General features: G+C 60.5%; 12 protein-coding genes and 1 pseudogene. 7 read left to right on the forward strand and 6 right to left on the reverse strand.

Annotated features, from left to right (window positions below; translation table 11 throughout):
• The first annotated feature begins 221 nt into the window (after window positions 1-221).
• From istA to AB5Y67_RS15335, 4 genes are all read left to right on the forward strand, one after another.
• Entirely contained in the window at window positions 222-1,763 is a 1,542-nt protein-coding gene (gene istA, locus AB5Y67_RS15320; RefSeq protein ID WP_111809685.1) for an IS21-like element ISAs29 family transposase, read from the forward strand.
• Between the two features lie 14 nt (window positions 1,764-1,777).
• Window positions 1,778-2,533, forward strand: coding sequence for an IS21-like element ISAs29 family helper ATPase IstB (gene istB / locus AB5Y67_RS15325; protein ID WP_000194037.1), 756 nt, complete (start codon window positions 1,778-1,780; stop codon window positions 2,531-2,533).
• A 427-nt stretch (window positions 2,534-2,960) separates the two neighbouring features.
• Entirely contained in the window at window positions 2,961-4,640 is a 1,680-nt protein-coding gene (locus tag AB5Y67_RS15330; protein ID WP_000179844.1) for a Mu transposase C-terminal domain-containing protein, read from the forward strand.
• 2 nt (window positions 4,641-4,642) lie between these two features.
• On the forward strand, window positions 4,643-5,635 hold the full coding sequence (locus AB5Y67_RS15335) for a TniB family NTP-binding protein (protein ID WP_001381192.1): 993 nt from the start codon (window positions 4,643-4,645) through the stop codon (window positions 5,633-5,635).
• On the opposite strand, the gene AB5Y67_RS15340 is transcribed toward AB5Y67_RS15335, so the two are convergent.
• From AB5Y67_RS15340 to AB5Y67_RS15365, 6 genes and pseudogenes are all read right to left on the reverse strand, one after another.
• The gene (locus AB5Y67_RS15340; protein ID WP_000376623.1) at window positions 5,604-6,104 is read right to left on the reverse strand and encodes a GNAT family N-acetyltransferase; all 501 of its coding nucleotides are present in this window, start codon (window positions 6,102-6,104) and stop codon (window positions 5,604-5,606) included. The genes AB5Y67_RS15335 and AB5Y67_RS15340 overlap by 32 nt on opposite strands.
• A 127-nt stretch (window positions 6,105-6,231) precedes the next feature.
• Window positions 6,232-7,071: a sulfonamide-resistant dihydropteroate synthase Sul1 gene (gene sul1, locus AB5Y67_RS15345; RefSeq protein ID WP_000259031.1), complete on the reverse strand. Its 840-nt coding sequence runs from the start codon at window positions 7,069-7,071 to the stop codon at window positions 6,232-6,234.
• The gene (locus AB5Y67_RS15350) at window positions 7,065-7,412 is read right to left on the reverse strand and encodes a quaternary ammonium compound efflux SMR transporter QacE delta 1 (protein ID WP_000679427.1); all 348 of its coding nucleotides are present in this window, start codon (window positions 7,410-7,412) and stop codon (window positions 7,065-7,067) included. The genes sul1 and AB5Y67_RS15350 overlap by 7 nt, the downstream gene beginning before the upstream one ends.
• Window positions 7,413-7,528: 116 nt before the next feature.
• Window positions 7,529-8,367 (reverse strand): annotated as a pseudogene (aadA1, locus tag AB5Y67_RS15355) (ANT(3'')-Ia family aminoglycoside nucleotidyltransferase AadA1).
• A gap of 57 nt (window positions 8,368-8,424) precedes the next feature.
• Window positions 8,425-9,057 (reverse strand): type B-3 chloramphenicol O-acetyltransferase CatB3, encoded by a 633-nt coding sequence (locus tag AB5Y67_RS15360; RefSeq protein WP_000186237.1) that lies wholly within the window; start codon window positions 9,055-9,057, stop codon window positions 8,425-8,427.
• Between the two features lie 138 nt (window positions 9,058-9,195).
• Window positions 9,196-9,432 carry a trimethoprim-resistant dihydrofolate reductase DfrB4 gene (locus AB5Y67_RS15365; protein WP_024167031.1) on the reverse strand — a complete coding sequence of 79 codons (237 nt, stop codon included), beginning with the start codon at window positions 9,430-9,432 and terminating at the stop codon, window positions 9,196-9,198.
• Window positions 9,433-9,635: 203 nt separating this feature from the next.
• Here AB5Y67_RS15365 and intI1 point away from each other — a divergent pair, with 203 nt between their 5' ends.
• From intI1 to AB5Y67_RS15380, 3 genes are all read left to right on the forward strand, one after another.
• The gene (gene intI1 / locus AB5Y67_RS15370) at window positions 9,636-10,649 is read left to right on the forward strand and encodes a class 1 integron integrase IntI1 (RefSeq protein WP_000845048.1); all 1,014 of its coding nucleotides are present in this window, start codon (window positions 9,636-9,638) and stop codon (window positions 10,647-10,649) included.
• Between the two features lie 336 nt (window positions 10,650-10,985).
• Window positions 10,986-11,546 carry a recombinase family protein gene (locus AB5Y67_RS15375; protein ID WP_001161490.1) on the forward strand — a complete coding sequence of 187 codons (561 nt, stop codon included), beginning with the start codon at window positions 10,986-10,988 and terminating at the stop codon, window positions 11,544-11,546.
• A gap of 3 nt (window positions 11,547-11,549) precedes the next feature.
• A complete protein-coding gene (locus AB5Y67_RS15380; protein ID WP_001138014.1) occupies window positions 11,550-14,516 on the forward strand; it encodes a Tn3-like element TnAs1 family transposase in 2,967 nt (988 codons plus the stop codon).
• Window positions 14,517-14,551: the final 35 nt, after the last annotated feature.

The following is a 14,551-nucleotide window of genomic DNA, read 5'->3' on the forward strand; positions in this document are numbered from 1 at the left end:
TGCATATTCCGGCCGATCATGAACACCAATTCCGATTCAACGTGAACACCATTTCCGGACCAATGTGAACGCTCATTCCGGTTCAACCTGAACACTTCGCCCCTCCTTTCCGGAAACAGTGTTCAACATCCCGGAATCACTGTTCACATTCACCGGAATCATCCTTAACGCATTGATTTAAAAACCTTTGATACGCTCTCCCTTTTGCCAGGGAAGAGCCTATGTCTGCCAAGAGGATTGCAATGCGTAAAATTCGTGAAGTGCTGCGACTGCGGCTGGAAGCTGACCTCTCTGTTCGCCAAATCAGTATCTGTACCAAGGTCAGTGTCGGCTCCATCCAGAAACTCCTCAAAAGTGCCCAGGCGCTCGGCCTTACCTGGCCCTTACCTACCGAGCTTGATGATGGCCGACTGGCTGCCCTGTTCTATCCGCAGGCCGATACCACCATCTCGGCCCGCCATGTTGTGCCGGATTGGCCCTCTGTCCATCAGGAGCTCAAGCGCAAGGGGGTCTCCAAACAGCTGCTCTGGGAGGAGTACACCCAGCGCTATCCCAATAGCTGTTACAGCTACTCCCAGTTCTGTGACCGTTACAAGTCCTGGTGTCAGTTGCAAAAGCGCTCCATGCGCCAGATCCACAAGGCGGGGGAAAAGCTCTTTATCGACTACTGCGGGCCCACGGTGCCCATCGTGTCGCCGACTACGGGTGAGGTCCGTCAGGCACAAGTCTTTGTCGCCGTGCTCGGTGCGTCCAACTACACCTTTGCCGAGGCCACCTGGTCCCAGTCACTGCCGGACTGGCTGCAAAGCCATGTCCGTGCCTTTGAGTTTTTCGGCGGGACACCGGTACTGCTGATCCCCGACAACCTCAAGAGCGGTGTCAGCAAGGCTTGCCGATACGATCCCGAGCTCAACCCCAGCTACCAGCAGTTGGCCGAGCACTATCAGGTGGCGGTGATGCCAGCTCGCCCTTACAAGCCTAAGGACAAAGCCAAGGCCGAGGTGGGTGTGCAGATCGTCGAGCGCTGGATCCTGGCTCGTCTACGCCATCAGACCTTCTTCTCGCTTGCCGAGCTAAACCAGTGCATCCGGGCTTTGTTGAATGAGCTCAACGAGCGCCCGTTCAAGCAGCTGCCCGGTAACCGACGCGAGGCGTTTGAGCAGTTGGACCGCCCGGCACTGGGGTCACTACCGGTGCATCCCTATCGCTATGTCGCCATCAAAACGGTCAAGGTCAACATCGACTATCACGTCAGTTATGAGCAGCACCATTACTCGGTGCCGCACCAGTATGTGGGTCAGCAACTGGAGCTCCATGCGGGCGATACCCTGCTTCAGGTCTATCACCAGCAACAGCTGGTCGCGAGCCATCCGCGTAAAACCATCCCGGGGATGAGCACACTCCCTGAGCACATGCCGGAACGTCACAGCAAGCAGCAACGCTGGACGCCAGGGCGTCTTAAGCAGTGGGCTGCCGACATCGGACCGGGCACCTTGTGCTGGGTTAGCGAACGGCTGGCAGAGAAAGCCCATGCCGAGCAGGCATACCGACTCTGCCTGGGACTGCTGAGTCTTAGCCGGGAGTATCCGCCATCACGAGTCGAAGGCTGTTGCCAGCTGGCCAACCGGGAAGGACTGGTGCGGCTCAAGCAGCTCAAGTCGGTGCTGACCAGTGGCCGCGACCAACTGCCCGCAAGTCCGCTCAGTTATCCAGAACTGCCGCAAGAGCACGAGAACATCCGCGGCCCCCAGAGCTTCCACTAACGAGGAAAAAACCCATGACCCAACAAACGCTGACCCGCTTGAGACACCTGAAACTGACTGGCATGGCGGATGCCGTGCAACAACAACTGGAACAGGCAAGTACCTACGAAGGGCTGCCCTTCATCGAGCGGCTAAGCCTGCTGGTCGAACACGAACAACTGAGCCGGGAGCAGCGTAAACAAGCTCGGCTGGTCAAGCAGGCGAGGCTCAAACTCCAGGCCACGGTGCAAGAGGTGGACTACCAGTCTGCACGCAACCTGGAGCGGTCACAGGTGGCAAACCTGGCCCAAGGAGAGTGGCTGCGCCGGGGCCAGAACCTGCTCATTACCGGCCCCTGTGGCTGCGGAAAAACCTACCTAGCCTGTGCGCTGGGCTACCAAGCCTGTCAGCAGGGGCACAGCACTCGTTACTACCGGCTGCCGCGTCTGCTACTTGAGCTGAGCCAGGCCAAGGTAGATGGCAGTTACGCCAGACTGCTGGGTCAACTGGCAAGGATAGAGCTGCTGATCCTGGATGACTGGGGACTGGAAGCGGTGAATGCCGAGCAGCGCAACGCCCTGCTGGAGATCATGGATGATCGGTACGGGAAATACTCGACGGTCGTGGTCAGTCAGCTGCCAACGGAAGAGTGGTACGCGAGCTTGGGGGACAACACTCTGGCAGATGCGATCCTGGACCGGCTGATGCACAACGCTCACCGGCTGTCACTGAAGGGAGAATCGATGAGAAAGAGGAGAAGTGAGTTGACCCAATCTGAACACTCGAGTTAGAAACGGGGTGACGTGAGCGCGTTAAGGATCAGGGTGTTCACGTTGGCCGGAATGGCTGTTCAACTTCGCCGGAATACGCACCCGTCACTGGTAAATTCTGGCGCATAAGAACCTCAAGGGTTGGCTGTTTTATTTTATTGTTTTCGGCATTAAGCCCAATTTCTTGAGCGTTACGATAAAGCTAGCATGGAAACGATAGGTGCAAGCAAGTTAAGGGTTGCATCGCGCATGTCAATCTAGGCTATACCCTAACTTGATGTCAGGCAGGGCCGCGCCGCTTCGTCAGTGTCATTTTCAGAAGACGACTGCACCAGTTGATTGGGCGTAATGGCTGTTGTGCAGCCAGCTCCTGACAGTTCAATATCAGAAGTGATCTGCACCAATCTCGACTATGCTCAATACTCGTGTGCACCAAAGCGAGGTGAGCATGGCGACGGACACCCCACGGATTCCAGAACAAGGCGTGGCCACTCTGCCTGATGAGGCTTGGGAGCGTGCGCGCCGTCGTGCGGAGATCATCAGTCCGTTGGCGCAGTCGGAGACGGTCGGGCACGAAGCGGCCGATATGGCGGCTCAGGCGCTGGGCTTGTCTCGGCGCCAGGTATACGTTCTGATCCGGCGTGCCCGGCAAGGCAGCGGCCTCGTGACGGATCTGGTGCCCGGCCAGTCCGGTGGAGGTAAAGGTAAGGGGCGCTTGCCGGAACCGGTCGAGCGCGTCATCCACGAGCTACTGCAAAAGCGGTTCCTGACCAAGCAGAAGCGCAGCCTAGCGGCCTTTCACCGCGAAGTCACTCAGGTGTGCAAGGCTCAAAAACTGCGAGTGCCGGCGCGCAATACCGTGGCCTTACGGATCGCTAGCCTTGACCCGCGCAAGGTCATCCGCCGGCGGGAAGGCCAGGATGCCGCTCGTGACCTACAAGGTGTGGGCGGCGAGCCTCCTGCCGTGACCGCGCCGCTGGAGCAGGTGCAGATAGACCATACGGTCATCGACCTGATCGTGGTCGATGACCGCGACCGGCAACCTATTGGCCGCCCGTACCTGACCCTCGCCATCGACGTGTTCACCCGCTGCGTGCTCGGCATGGTCGTCACGCTGGAAGCGCCGTCTGCCGTTTCGGTTGGCCTGTGCCTCGTGCATGTCGCCTGCGACAAGCGCCCTTGGCTGGAAGGACTGAACGTGGAAATGGATTGGCAGATGAGCGGCAAGCCCTTGCTGCTCTACCTAGACAACGCGGCCGAGTTCAAGAGCGAGGCCCTGCGCCGGGGTTGCGAGCAGCATGGCATCCGGCTGGACTATCGCCCGCTGGGACAGCCGCACTATGGCGGCATCGTGGAACGGATCATCGGCACGGCGATGCAGATGATTCACGACGAACTGCCGGGAACGACCTTCTCCAACCCTGACCAGCGCGGCGACTACGATTCCGAAAACAAGGCCGCCCTGACGCTGCGCGAGCTAGAGCGCTGGCTCACATTGGCGGTCGGCACCTACCACGGTTCGGTGCACAACGGCCTGCTCCAACCGCCGGCCGCGCGCTGGGCCGAGGCCGTGGCGCGTGTCGGCGTACCGGCCGTCGTCACACGCGCTACTTCGTTCCTGGTCGATTTTCTGCCGATCCTCCGGCGCACGCTGACCCGCACCGGCTTTGTCATCGACCACATCCACTACTACGCCGATGCGCTCAAGCCGTGGATTGCGCGGCGTGAACGCTGGCCGTCCTTTCTGATCCGGCGCGATCCGCGCGACATCAGCCGTATCTGGGTCCTGGAACCGGAGGGACAGCATTACCTGGAAATTCCCTACCGTACCTTGTCGCATCCGGCTGTCACCCTCTGGGAACAACGGCAGGCGCTGGCGAAACTGCGGCAGCAAGGGCGCGAACAGGTGGATGAGTCGGCGCTGTTCCGCATGATCGGCCAGATGCGTGAGATTGTGACCAGCGCGCAGAAGGCCACACGCAAGGCGCGGCGTGACGCGGATCGCCGCCAGCACCTCAAGACATCAGCTCGGCCGGACAAGCCCGTTCCGCCGGATACGGATATTGCCGACCCGCAGGCAGACAACTTGCCACCCGCCAAACCGTTCGACCAGATTGAGGAGTGGTAGCCGTGGACGAATATCCCATCATCGACCTGTCCCACCTGCTGCCGGCGGCCCAGGGCTTGGCCCGTCTTCCGGCGGACGAGCGCATCCAGCGCCTTCGCGCCGACCGCTGGATCGGCTATCCGCGCGCAGTCGAGGCGCTGAACCGGCTGGAAGCCCTTTATGCGTGGCCAAACAAGCAACGCATGCCCAACCTGCTGCTGGTTGGCCCGACCAACAATGGCAAGTCGATGATCGTCGAGAAGTTCCGCCGCACCCACCCGGCCAGCTCCGACGCCGACCAGGAGCACATCCCGGTGTTGGTCGTGCAGATGCCGTCCGAGCCGTCCGTGATCCGCTTCTACGTCGCGCTGCTCGCCGCGATGGGCGCGCCGCTGCGCCCACGCCCACGGTTGCCGGAAATGGAGCAACTGGCTCTGGCACTGCTGCGCAAGGTCGGCGTGCGCATGCTGGTGATCGACGAGCTGCACAACGTGCTGGCCGGCAACAGCGTCAACCGCCGGGAATTCCTCAACCTGCTGCGCTTCCTCGGCAACGAACTGCGCATCCCGTTGGTTGGGGTAGGCACGCGCGACGCCTACCTAGCCATCCGCTCCGATGACCAGTTGGAAAATCGCTTCGAGCCGATGATGCTGCCGGTATGGGAGGCCAACGACGATTGCTGCTCACTGCTGGCCAGCTTCGCCGCTTCGCTCCCGCTGCGCCGGCCTTCCCCAATTGCCACGCTGGACATGGCTCGCTACCTGCTCACACGCAGCGAGGGCACCATAGGGGAACTGGCGCACTTGCTGATGGCGGCGGCCATCGTCGCCGTGGAGAGCGGCGAGGAAGCGATCAACCATCGCACACTCAGCATGGCCTGTCGACAACCTCTCGCGCAACCAAGACATCGCGGTCGGACTGCAAGTGATCTTGAAGCCACGGGCCCGTCCCACCCCGACATGGACCTCGATGCCCGAACGGACGTTAGATTTCGAGTTCTAGGCGTTCTGCGATGAAGGTTGGATCCCAGCCGGGATTGAAAGTGTCGACGTGGGTGAATCCGAGCCGCTCGTATAGGCCACGCAGGTTCGGGTGGCAGTCGAGCCGCAGCTTGGCGCACCCCTGCGTTCGCGCGGCATGGCGGCAAGCCTCGATCAGCGCGGAGCTGACACCCCGGCCCGCATGTGTCCGTCGCACCGCGAGCTTGTGCAGATATGCGGCCTCCCCCTTGAGGGCGTCGGGCCAGAACTCGGGATCCTCGGCCGACAAGGTGCAACAGCCGACGATGCCGTCGCTGCAACTCGCGACTAGGAGCTCGGATCTCAGGACGAAGGTCTCCGCGAATGTCCGGTCGATCCGCGCGACGTCCCAGGCGGGCGTTCCCTTGGCGGACATCCACGCCGCAGCGTCGTGCATCAGCCGCACAACCTCGTCGATATCACCCGAGCAGGCGACCCGAACGTTCGGAGGCTCCTCGCTGTCCATTCGCTCCCCTGGCGCGGTATGAACCGCCGCCTCATAGTGCAGTTTGATCCTGACGAGCCCAGCATGTCTGCGCCCACCTTCGCGGAACCTGACCAGGGTCCGCTAGCGGGCGGCCGGAAGGTGAATGCTAGGCATGATCTAACCCTCGGTCTCTGGCGTCGCGACTGCGAAATTTCGCGAGGGTTTCCGAGAAGGTGATTGCGCTTCGCAGATCTCCAGGCGCGTGGGTGCGGACGTAGTCAGCGCCATTGCCGATCGCGTGAAGTTCCGCCGCAAGGCTCGCTGGACCCAGATCCTTTACAGGAAGGCCAACGGTGGCGCCCAAGAAGGATTTCCGCGACACCGAGACCAATAGCGGAAGCCCCAACGCCGACTTCAGCTTTTGAAGGTTCGACAGCACGTGCAGCGATGTTTCCGGTGCGGGGCTCAAGAAAAATCCCATCCCCGGATCGAGGATGAGCCGGTCGGCAGCGACCCCGCTCCGTCGCAAGGCGGAAACCCGCGCCTCGAAGAACCGCACAATCTCGTCGAGCGCGTCTTCGGGTCGAAGGTGACCGGTGCGGGTGGCGATGCCATCCCGCTGCGCTGAGTGCATAACCACCAGCCTGCAGTCCGCCTCAGCAATATCGGGATAGAGCGCAGGGTCAGGAAATCCTTGGATATCGTTCAGGTAGCCCACGCCGCGCTTGAGCGCATAGCGCTGGGTTTCCGGTTGGAAGCTGTCGATTGAAACACGGTGCATCTGATCGGACAGGGCGTCTAAGAGCGGCGCAATACGTCTGATCTCATCGGCCGGCGATACAGGCCTCGCGTCCGGATGGCTGGCGGCCGGTCCGACATCCACGACGTCTGATCCGACTCGCAGCATTTCGATCGCCGCGGTGACAGCGCCGGCGGGGTCTAGCCGCCGGCTCTCATCGAAGAAGGAGTCCTCGGTGAGATTCAGAATGCCGAACACCGTCACCATGGCGTCGGCCTCCGCAGCGACTTCCACGATGGGGATCGGGCGAGCAAAAAGGCAGCAATTATGAGCCCCATACCTACAAAGCCCCACGCATCAAGCTTTTGCCCATGAAGCAACCAGGCAATGGCTGTAATTATGACGACGCCGAGTCCCGACCAGACTGCATAAGCAACACCGACAGGGATGGATTTCAGAACCAGAGAAAGAAAATAAAATGCGATGCCATAACCGATTATGACAACGGCGGAAGGGGCAAGCTTAGTAAAGCCCTCGCTAGATTTTAATGCGGATGTTGCGATTACTTCGCCAACTATTGCGATAACAAGAAAAAGCCAGCCTTTCATGATATATCTCCCAATTTGTGTAGGGCTTATTATGCACGCTTAAAAATAATAAAAGCAGACTTGACCTGATAGTTTGGCTGTGAGCAATTATGTGCTTAGTGCATCTAACGCTTGAGTTAAGCCGCGCCGCGAAGCGGCGTCGGCTTGAACGAATTGTTAGACATTATTTGCCGACTACCTTGGTGATCTCGCCTTTCACGTAGTGAACAAATTCTTCCAACTGATCTGCGCGGGAGGCCAAGCGATCTTCTTCTTGTCCAAGATAAGCCTGTCTAGCTTCAAGTATGACGGGCTGATACTGGGCCGGCAGGCGCTCCATTGCCCAGTCGGCAGCGACATCCTTCGGCGCGATTTTGCCGGTTACTGCGCTGTACCAAATGCGGGACAACGTAAGCACTACATTTCGCTCATCGCCAGCCCAGTCGGGCGGCGAGTTCCATAGCGTTAAGGTTTCATTTAGCGCCTCAAATAGATCCTGTTCAGGAACCGGATCAAAGAGTTCCTCCGCCGCTGGACCTACCAAGGCAACGCTATGTTCTCTTGCTTTTGTCAGCAAGATAGCCAGATCAATGTCGATCGTGGCTGGCTCGAAGATACCTGCAAGAATGTCATTGCGCTGCCATTCTCCAAATTGCAGTTCGCGCTTAGCTGGATAACGCCACGGAATGATGTCGTCGTGCACAACAATGGTGACTTCTACAGCGCGGAGAATCTCGCTCTCTCCAGGGGAAGCCGAAGTTTCCAAAAGGTCGTTGATCAAAGCTCGCCGCGTTGTTTCATCAAGCCTTACGGTCACCGTAACCAGCAAATCAATATCACTGTGTGGCTTCAGGCCGCCATCCACTGCGGAGCCGTACAAATGTACGGCCAGCAACGTCGGTTCGAGATGGCGCTCGATGACGCCAACTACCTCTGATAGTTGAGTCGATACTTCGGCGATCACCGCTTCCCTCATGATGTTTAACGCCTGAAATAAGCCGTGCCGCGAAGCGGCATCGGCTTGATTGAATTGTTAGACGGCAAACTCGAGCCAATACTTGTGCAGGCCAACAATATTAGACGAGCACAGCATGGGCATTGCCGCTTTGATCTTCTCCAGTGACCAATTCCACCACTCCATCTCCAGAAGCAATGAAATTTCCTCATCGGTGAAGCGTTTCTTAATCTTCTTAGCGGGATTGCCGCCAACGATAGCGTAAGGCTCCACATCTTTTGTCACCAACGAGCGGCTGCCTATCACCGCACCGTGCCCGATCTTGATTCCGGGCATGACCATTGCCTCAGAGCCGATCCAAACGTCATTGCCAATGACAGTATTACCTGCTTTTTGGAAGGCATCGAGTGCGCTTGAGAATGCAGGTTCTTCCTGCATATAAAAGAACGGGAAAGATGATGCCCAGTCGTACCGATGCCCCTGATTGCCAGCCATGATAAAGGAAGCCCCACTCCCGATAGAGCAGAAACTACCGATGATCAACTTATCAACGTCATCACGGTCCGGAAACAGATACCGTGCGCAGTCATCGAATGAGTGCCCATGATAGTAGCCAGAGTAATAGCTGTACCGCCCAACTTTGATATTGGGGTTCTTCACTTGCTCAGAAAGCAGCTTGCCTTTGAAGGGGCTATCAAAGTAGTTGGTCATAAGAGATCCCGCGGTCTGTGACTTTGCCGTCTAACGAATTAGCTCAGCGGGCGGCGAAGCCATCCGCTGGAGCGACTAGTTGGGCTGTGGACGGTGCCGCATGATTTGGCCGTCAGGCGGTGCATTTCAACCGTGACTTCAGGCCACCCGTTCAAGCGCAGTCATGGGATAAATCTGGACTGAGCCTGGGTGAGATTCGGACTCGACGGCGTAGCCTTCAGGGGTAAGTGTTGTGCAGTACCACCCGACAATGCGCCCCTGCCAAGCAGCGCCAGACTTCTTGCGTACGCGATCCCCCAAGGCAAACGTGGCGTTTGATGGGAATGCGAACCGGCCAGCAGCTGAAGTACTGACCTCATTTTTTCCTTCATTCATTTCAAACCTCTTTTTAATGTTTTAGGTTATCGCCAGCTCGGCAACTTGATACTCTGGTGAAGCCCAACTTTGTTTTAGGGCGACTGCCCTGCTGCGTAACATCGTTGCTGCTCCATAACATCAAACATCGACCCACGGCGTAACGCGCTTGCTGCTTGGATGCCCGAGGCATAGACTGTACAAAAAAACAGTCATAACAAGCCATGAAAACCGCCACTGCGCCGTTACCACCGCTGCGTTCGGTCAAGGTTCTGGACCAGTTGCGTGAGCGCATACGCTACTTGCATTACAGTTTACGAACCGAACAGGCTTATGTCCACTGGGTTCGTGCCTTCATCCGTTTCCACGGTGTGCGTCACCCGGCAACCTTGGGCAGCAGCGAAGTCGAGGCATTTCTGTCCTGGCTGGCGAACGAGCGCAAGGTTTCGGTCTCCACGCATCGTCAGGCATTGGCGGCCTTGCTGTTCTTCTACGGCAAGGTGCTGTGCACGGATCTGCCCTGGCTTCAGGAGATCGGAAGACCTCGGCCGTCGCGGCGCTTGCCGGTGGTGCTGACCCCGGATGAAGTGGTTCGCATCCTCGGTTTTCTGGAAGGCGAGCATCGTTTGTTCGCCCAGCTTCTGTATGGAACGGGCATGCGGATCAGTGAGGGTTTGCAACTGCGGGTCAAGGATCTGGATTTCGATCACGGCACGATCATCGTGCGGGAGGGCAAGGGCTCCAAGGATCGGGCCTTGATGTTACCCGAGAGCTTGGCACCCAGCCTGCGCGAGCAGCTGTCGCGTGCACGGGCATGGTGGCTGAAGGACCAGGCCGAGGGCCGCAGCGGCGTTGCGCTTCCCGACGCCCTTGAGCGGAAGTATCCGCGCGCCGGGCATTCCTGGCCGTGGTTCTGGGTTTTTGCGCAGCACACGCATTCGACCGATCCACGGAGCGGTGTCGTGCGTCGCCATCACATGTATGACCAGACCTTTCAGCGCGCCTTCAAACGTGCCGTAGAACAAGCAGGCATCACGAAGCCCGCCACACCGCACACCCTCCGCCACTCGTTCGCGACGGCCTTGCTCCGCAGCGGTTACGACATTCGAACCGTGCAGGATCTGCTCGGCCATTCCGACGTCTCTACGACGATGATTTACACGCATGTGCTGAAAGTTGGCGGTGCCGGAGTGCGCTCACCGCTTGATGCGCTGCCGCCCCTCACTAGTGAGAGGTAGGGCAGCGCAAGTCAATCCTGGCGGATTCACTACCCCTGCGCGAAGGCCATCGGTGCCGCATCGAACGGCCGGTTGCGGAAAGTCCTCCCTGCGTCCGCTGATGGCCGGCAGCAGCCCGTCGTTGCCTGATGGATCCAACCCCTCCGCTGCTATAGTGCAGTCGGCTTCTGACGTTCAGTGCAGCCGTCTTCTGAAAACGACAGTCAGAATAGAGTCTGCTTTCCCATTTTTTGACACATGCCCGCGAAGGTTATAGATTTCAGCCTGACAGAAATGGGCTTTGAGGCACAACGGAACAGAAAGTGCACTTAAGCCGCCTTCAACCAAGGAGACATCGTGCAGGGGCACCGCATCGGCTACGTCCGGGTCAGCAGCTTTGACCAGAACCCGGAACGCCAGCTGGAACAAACCCAGGTGAGCAAGGTGTTCACCGACAAGGCATCGGGCAAGGACACCCAGCGCCCCCAGCTCGAAGCGCTGCTGAGCTTCGTCCGCGAAGGCGATACAGTGGTGGTGCACAGCATGGATCGGCTGGCCCGCAACCTCGATGACCTGCGTCGCTTGGTACAGAAGCTGACTCAGCGCGGCGTGCGCATCGAGTTCCTGAAGGAGGGCCTGGTGTTCACTGGCGAGGACTCGCCGATGGCCAACCTGATGCTGTCGGTGATGGGGGCCTTCGCTGAGTTCGAGCGCGCCCTGATCCGCGAGCGGCAGCGTGAGGGCATCGCCTTGGCCAAGCAGCGTGGCGCGTACCGGGGCCGCAAGAAAGCCCTGTCCGATGAGCAGGCTGCTACCCTGCGGCAGCGAGCGACGGCCGGCGAGCCCAAGGCGCAGCTTGCCCGCGAGTTCAACATCAGCCGGGAAACCCTCTACCAGTACCTCCGCACGGACGACTGACACATGCCGCGTCGCTTGATCCTCTCGGCCACGGAGCGGGACACCCTGCTTGCGCTGCCGGAAAGCCAGGATGACCTGATCCGCTACTACACCTTCAACGACTCCGACCTGTCGCTGATCCGCCAGCGACGCGGCGACGCCAACCGCCTCGGCTTCGCCGTGCAGCTCTGCCTGCTGCGCTACCCCGGTTACGCGCTGGGAACCGACAGCGAGCTGCCCGAGCCGGTCATCCTGTGGGTGGCGAAGCAAGTCCAGGCCGAGCCGGCGAGCTGGGCAAAGTACGGCGAGCGCGACGTGACCCGTCGCGAGCATGCCCAGGAACTGCGCACCTACCTGCAACTGGCCCCGTTCGGCCTGTCCGACTTCCGCGCCCTGGTGCGCGAGCTAACCGAGCTGGCCCAGCAGACCGACAAAGGCTTGCTGCTGGCCGGTCAGGCCCTGGAGAGCCTACGGCAGAAACGACGCATCCTGCCGGCGCTGAGCGTGATTGACCGGGCCTGCTCGGAAGCCATTGCGCGAGCCAATCGGCGGGTCTACCGCGCCCTGGTCGAACCACTCACGGACTCGCATCGGGCCAAGCTGGACGAGCTGTTGAAGCTCAAGGCCGGCAGCAGCATCACCTGGTTGACCTGGCTGCGCCAGGCACCGCTGAAACCCAACTCTCGGCACATGCTGGAACACATCGAGCGGCTGAAGACATTTCAGTTGGTGGACTTGCCCGAAGGCCTGGGCCGGCACATCCACCAGAACCGCCTGCTCAAGCTGGCCCGCGAGGGTGGGCAGATGACGCCCAAAGACCTCGGTAAGTTCGAGCCGCAGCGCCGCTACGCGACCCTGGCCGCCGTGGTGCTGGAGAGCACCGCGACCGTGATCGATGAGCTGGTCGATCTGCATGACCGCATCCTGGTCAAGCTGTTCAGCGGCGCGAAGCACAAGCATCAGCAGCAGTTCCAGAAGCAGGGCAAGGCGATCAACGACAAGGTGCGCCTGTACTCCAGGATCGGCCAGGCGCTGCTGGAAGCGAAGGAAAGCGGCAGCGACCCCTATGCCGCCATCGAGGCGGTGATTCCCTGGGACGAGTTCACCGAGAGCGTCAGCGAGGCCGAGCTGCTGGCCCGGCCGGAAGGCTTCGACCACCTGCACCTGGTCGGCGAGAACTTCGCCACCCTGCGCCGTTACACGCCGGCCTTGCTGGAGGTGCTGGAACTGCGCGCCGCGCCGGCCGCGCAAGGCGTGCTGGCAGCCGTGCAGACCCTGCGTGAGATGAACGCCGACAACCTGCGCAAGGTGCCGGCCGATGCACCCACGGCCTTCATCAAGCCGCGCTGGAAGCCGCTGGTGATCACCCCGGAAGGCCTCGACCGGAAATTCTACGAAATCTGCGCCCTGTCCGAGCTGAAGAACGCCCTGCGCTCCGGCGACATCTGGGTCAAGGGCTCGCGGCAGTTCCGCGACTTCGACGACTACCTGCTGCCGGCCGAGAAGTTCGCCGCACTCAAGCGCGAGCAGGCCCTGCCCCTGGCGATCAACCCGAACAGCGACCAGTACCTGGAAGAGCGTTTGCAGCTGCTGGACGAGCAGTTGGCCACCGTCACCCGCCTGGCCAAGGACAACGAGCTGCCCGATGCCATCCTCACCGAGTCAGGGCTGAAAATCACCCCGCTGGATGCGGCGGTGCCGGATCGGGCGCAGGCGCTGATCGACCAAACCAGCCAGTTACTGCCGCGCATCAAGATCACCGAACTGCTGATGGACGTGGACGACTGGACGGGCTTCAGCCGCCACTTCACCCACTTGAAGGACGGGGCCGAGGCCAAAGACAGGACGTTGCTGCTGTCCGCAATCCTCGGTGATGCGATCAACCTCGGGCTGACCAAGATGGCCGAGTCGAGCCCCGGCCTGACCTACGCCAAGCTGTCCTGGCTGCAAGCCTGGCACATCCGCGACGAAACCTATTCGGCGGCCTTGGCCGAGCTGGTCAACCACCAGTATCGCCACGCCTTTGCCGCCCACTGGGGCGACGGCACGACCTCATCCTCCGATGGCCAGCGCTTCCGCGCGGGTGGCCGGGGCGAGAGCACCGGGCACGTCAACCCGAAGTACGGTAGCGAGCCGGGACGGCTGTTCTATACCCATATCTCCGACCAGTACGCGCCGTTCAGCACCCGCGTGGTGAATGTCGGCGTCCGCGATTCCACCTATGTGCTCGACGGCCTGCTGTACCACGAGTCCGACCTGCGGATCGAGGAGCACTACACCGACACGGCCGGCTTCACCGATCACGTCTTTGCCCTGATGCACCTGCTAGGCTTCCGCTTCGCGCCGCGCATCCGCGACCTCGGCGAAACCAAGCTGTACGTGCCGCAGGGCGTGCAAGCCTACCCGACGTTGCGCCCGCTGATCGGCGGCACCCTGAACATCAAGCACGTGCGTGCCCACTGGGACGACATCCTGCGCCTGGCCAGCTCGATCAAGCAGGGCACCGTCACCGCCTCGCTGATGCTGCGCAAGCTCGGCAGCTACCCGCGCCAGAACGGACTGGCCGTGGCCCTGCGCGAGCTGGGCCGGATCGAGCGCACGCTGTTCATCCTGGACTGGCTGCAAAGTGTTGAACTGCGCCGCCGCGTGCATGCCGGCCTGAACAAAGGTGAGGCGCGCAACTCGCTGGCCAGGGCGGTGTTCTTCAACCGCCTTGGGGAAATCAGGGATCGGAGCTTCGAGCAGCAGCGCTACCGGGCCAGCGGCCTCAACCTGGTGACGGCGGCTATCGTGCTGTGGAACACGGTGTACCTGGAACGCGCCACCCAGGGGTTGGTCGAGGCCGGCAAGCCGGTGGACGGCGAGCTGCTGCAATTCCTGTCGCCGCTGGGCTGGGAGCACATCAACCTAACCGGCGATTACGTCTGGCGGCAGAGCCGCAGACTGGAAGACGGGAAGTTTCGGCCCTTACGGATGCCCGGAAAACCTTAGCGTACGATTTTTTCCGAATTCTGCGGGCTCCCCTA

Source organism: Aeromonas sp. s12 (genome assembly GCF_040907925.1).
Classification (GTDB): domain Bacteria; phylum Pseudomonadota; class Gammaproteobacteria; order Enterobacterales; family Aeromonadaceae; genus Aeromonas; species Aeromonas veronii.

Excerpts from the sequence above, each read along its gene's own strand:
- AB5Y67_RS15380 (WP_001138014.1), top strand. The coding sequence starts at position 11,550 with ATGCCGCGTCGCTTGATCCTCTCGGCCACGGAGCGGGACACCCTGCTT.
- AB5Y67_RS15350 (WP_000679427.1), bottom strand. The coding sequence starts at position 7,412 with ATGAAAGGCTGGCTTTTTCTTGTTATCGCAATAGTTGGCGAAGTAATC.
- intI1 (WP_000845048.1), top strand. The coding sequence starts at position 9,636 with ATGAAAACCGCCACTGCGCCGTTACCACCGCTGCGTTCGGTCAAGGTT.
- AB5Y67_RS15365 (WP_024167031.1), bottom strand. The coding sequence starts at position 9,432 with ATGAATGAAGGAAAAAATGAGGTCAGTACTTCAGCTGCTGGCCGGTTC.
- istA (WP_111809685.1), top strand. The coding sequence starts at position 222 with ATGTCTGCCAAGAGGATTGCAATGCGTAAAATTCGTGAAGTGCTGCGA.
- istB (WP_000194037.1), top strand. The coding sequence starts at position 1,778 with ATGACCCAACAAACGCTGACCCGCTTGAGACACCTGAAACTGACTGGC.
- AB5Y67_RS15360 (WP_000186237.1), bottom strand. The coding sequence starts at position 9,057 with ATGACCAACTACTTTGATAGCCCCTTCAAAGGCAAGCTGCTTTCTGAG.
- AB5Y67_RS15340 (WP_000376623.1), bottom strand. The coding sequence starts at position 6,104 with ATGGACAGCGAGGAGCCTCCGAACGTTCGGGTCGCCTGCTCGGGTGAT.
- sul1 (WP_000259031.1), bottom strand. The coding sequence starts at position 7,071 with ATGGTGACGGTGTTCGGCATTCTGAATCTCACCGAGGACTCCTTCTTC.
- AB5Y67_RS15330 (WP_000179844.1), top strand. The coding sequence starts at position 2,961 with ATGGCGACGGACACCCCACGGATTCCAGAACAAGGCGTGGCCACTCTG.